At 75.4% G+C, this 3,132-nt stretch carries 1 protein-coding gene; it reads right to left on the bottom strand.

Annotation, left to right across the window (positions count from 1 at the left end; genetic code table 11):
• A partial coding sequence (locus AC5WRT_RS38730; RefSeq protein ID WP_496101084.1) for a type I polyketide synthase occupies positions 1-3,132 on the bottom strand: 3,132 nt, incomplete at both ends.

Genomic DNA, 3,132 nt, shown 5'->3' with positions numbered 1-3,132 from the left:
AGGCCCTCCCGACCGCGACCCGACACCACCCACGGCACCACACCACCGGCCGCGAACACGGGATCCGGCTGCTCCCCGCGCTCCTCCGGCTCCAAGACGCCCGGCGGCGCCTCCTCCAGCACCACATGCGCGTTCGTCCCGCTGATGCCGAAGGACGAGACGCCGGCGCGGCGCGGGCGGCCGTCCGTGTCCGGCCAGTCGACCGCGTCGGTCACCAGCGACACCGCGCCCGCCGACCAGTCGACGTGGGAGGAGGGGGCGTCCACGTGCAGGGTGCCGGGGACGAGTCCGTGGCGCATGGCGAGCACCATCTTCATGACGCCCGCCATGCCGGAGGCGGTCTGCGTGTGCCCGATGTTGGACTTCACGGAGCCGATCAGCAGAGGCCGGTCCTGCAGGCGGTCCTGGCCGTAGGTGGCGAGCAGGGCCTGGGCCTCGATGGGGTCGCCGAGCCGGGTGCCGGTGCCGTGGGCCTCGACGACGTCCACCCCGGCGGCGGTGAGCCGTGCGTCGGCGAGGGCGGCGCGGATGACGCGCTGCTGCGAGGGCCCGTTGGGCGCGGTGAGGCCGTTGCTGGCGCCGTCCTGGTTGATCGCCGTGCCGCGTACGACCGCCAGCACGGGGTGGCCGTTGCGGCGGGCGTCGGACAGGCGCTCCAGCAGGACCACGCCGACGCCTTCGGCGAGGGCGAAGCCGTCGGCGGCCTCGGCGAACGGCTTGCAGCGTCCGTCGGGTGCGAGGCCCCGCTGCCGGCTGAACCCGACGAACGGCGCCGGTTCGGCCATGACCGTCGCGGCTCCCGCGAGGGCCATGGAGCACTCGCCGGACCTCAGGGAGCCCACCGCCAGGTGCAGCGCGACCAGCGAGGATGAGCAGGCGGTGTCGACGGTCACCGCCGGCCCTTCCAGACCGAGGACGTAGGAGACGCGGCCGGAGGCGACGGCGGTGGAGGCGCCGGTGACGAGGTAGCCCTCGGTGCCGTCGGTGCTGCGGCTGAGGCGTGTTCCGTAGTTCTGGTCGGTGAGGCCGGTGAAGACTCCGGTGCGGCTGCCCCGCAGGGTCCTCGGGTCGATTCCGGCGCGTTCCAGGGCCTCCCAGGAGGTCTCCAGGAGCAGGCGCTGCTGGGGGTCCATCGCCTCGGCCTCGCGCGGCGAGATGCCGAAGAAGGTCGCGTCGAAGTGCCCGGCGTCGTGCAGGAATCCGCCGTGCCGGACGTAGCTGGTGCCGGGGTGTGCGGGGTCGGGGTCGTAGAGCCGGGTCGTGTCCCAGCCGCGGTCGCCGGGGAAGCCGGTGATCACGTCCTCGCCGGCGGTGACGACGCGCCAGAGGTCGTCGGGCGATCCGATGCCGCCCGGGTAGCGGCAGGCCATGGCGACGACGGCGACGGGGTCGTCGTCGGTGGCGCCCTCGCGCGGGACGGAGCGGTCCGGTTCGAGGGCGGTGACGGTTTCGCGCGGGGTCTCACTCCCGCCCAGGGCCAGGTGGCGCAGGTGTCGGGCGAGCGCGAGCGGCGTGGGGTGGTCGAAGACGACCGTCGTGGCGATCTTCAGACCGGTGCGGGTGGTGAGGCGGTTGCTCAGTTCGACGGCGCTGACGGAGTCGAAGCCGAGTTCCTTGAAGGCGTACTCCACGTCGACGGCGTCCGCCGAGGAGTGGCCGAGCACGGCGGCGGCCTCGGCGCGCACGAGGTCCTGGACGTGACGGTCGCGGTCGGCGGCGGGCAGGGTGCGCAGCCGCTCGGCGAGCGTCGAAGCGCCCGCGGTCCCGCCGGTGGCGTCCGGGGACTCACCGCGCCCGGTGCGCGTGGTGTGCGCCGGAGCCTTGGGCTTGAGGTGTGCGATGAGCGGGGCGGAGCGGGCGACGGTGAAGACGGAGACGAACCGGTTCCAGTCGACGTCCGCGACGGCCACCACGGTGTCGTCGTGGTCCAGTGCCTGCTGGAGCGCCGTCATCGCGGGCTCGGGGGCGATGACGGGAATGCCGCGGCGCCGCAGCGGATCGCGCATCTCCTCGCTGATCATGCCGCCGCCGTCCCAGGGGCCCCACGCCACGGAGAGGGCGGGCAGTCCGCGGGTCCGGCGCGCGTTCTCGGCGAGGGCGTCCAGGGCGGCGTTGGCGGCGGCGTAGGCCGCGTGGTCGGCGACGCCCCAGATGCCGGAGATGGAGGAGAAGCAGATCAGCGCGTCGGTCTCGGCGGGGTCCAGGACCTCGATGAGGTTCCGGGCGCCGGCCACCTTGCCGGCGGTGACCTCGGCGAACTCCGCGAGCCCGAGGTCGTCGAGCGCGCCGAGGACGCCGACACCGGCGGCGTGCACCACCGTGCGGACGGTACGGCCCTGGGCGCGCAGCGAGTTCAGCAGCTCCTCCAGCGCCGCCCGGTCGGCGACGTCGCAGGCGGCGACGGTCAACCGGGCGCCGTGCGGGGCGACTTCGGCCTCCAGCTCGGCCAGGGCCGCGGCATCGGTGGCGCCGCGACGGCCGACCAGCACCACGTCCTCGGCGCCGCCCCGGGCCAGCCAGCGGGCGACGTGCGCGCCGAGGGCGCCGGTGCCGCCGGTCACGAGCGCCGTGCCGGTGGGGGTCCAGCGGCGGAAGGAGTCCTCCGCGCCGGGCCGCCCGGACAGGCGGGCGGGCATGAGCCGCCGGACGAACGTGGTGCCGCCGCGCAGGGCAACCTGGTCCTCCAAGGCGTCACCAGGCGCCGCCAGTACGGCGCAGAGGGCGTCCGTGTCACGGCCGTCGAGCCGCTCGGGCAGGTCCACCAGACCGCCCCAGCGCTCGGAGAACTCCAGCGCGGCGACCCGGCCCAGGCCCCAGACGGCCGCCTGCTCCGGCCGGGCGACGGTCTCGTGCTCCCCGACGGCGACGGCACCCCGGGTGGCACCCCACAGCGGTGCGTCCACACCGGCCCGGCCGAGGGTTTGGAGCAGCGACACGGTGAGCGCGGCCCCGGTCGTCAGCACAGGGTGCTCGGGCAGCGGGCGGTCGTCCAGCCCGGCCAGGGCCAGCACACCGGCGAGCGGTACGTCCAGACCGGCCAGCGCCGCGTCGAGCGCGGACTCCAGTACGGCGGTCTCGGCGTGGCGGGCGGCGAGGGCCAGCGTACGCACCCGGGCGCCGTGCCGGGTGAGA

This window comes from Streptomyces sp. NTD91 (genome assembly GCF_059510455.1).
The sequence above is the reverse complement of the archived record's forward strand: the minus strand, read 5'-3'. Positions and strand labels throughout refer to the sequence as shown.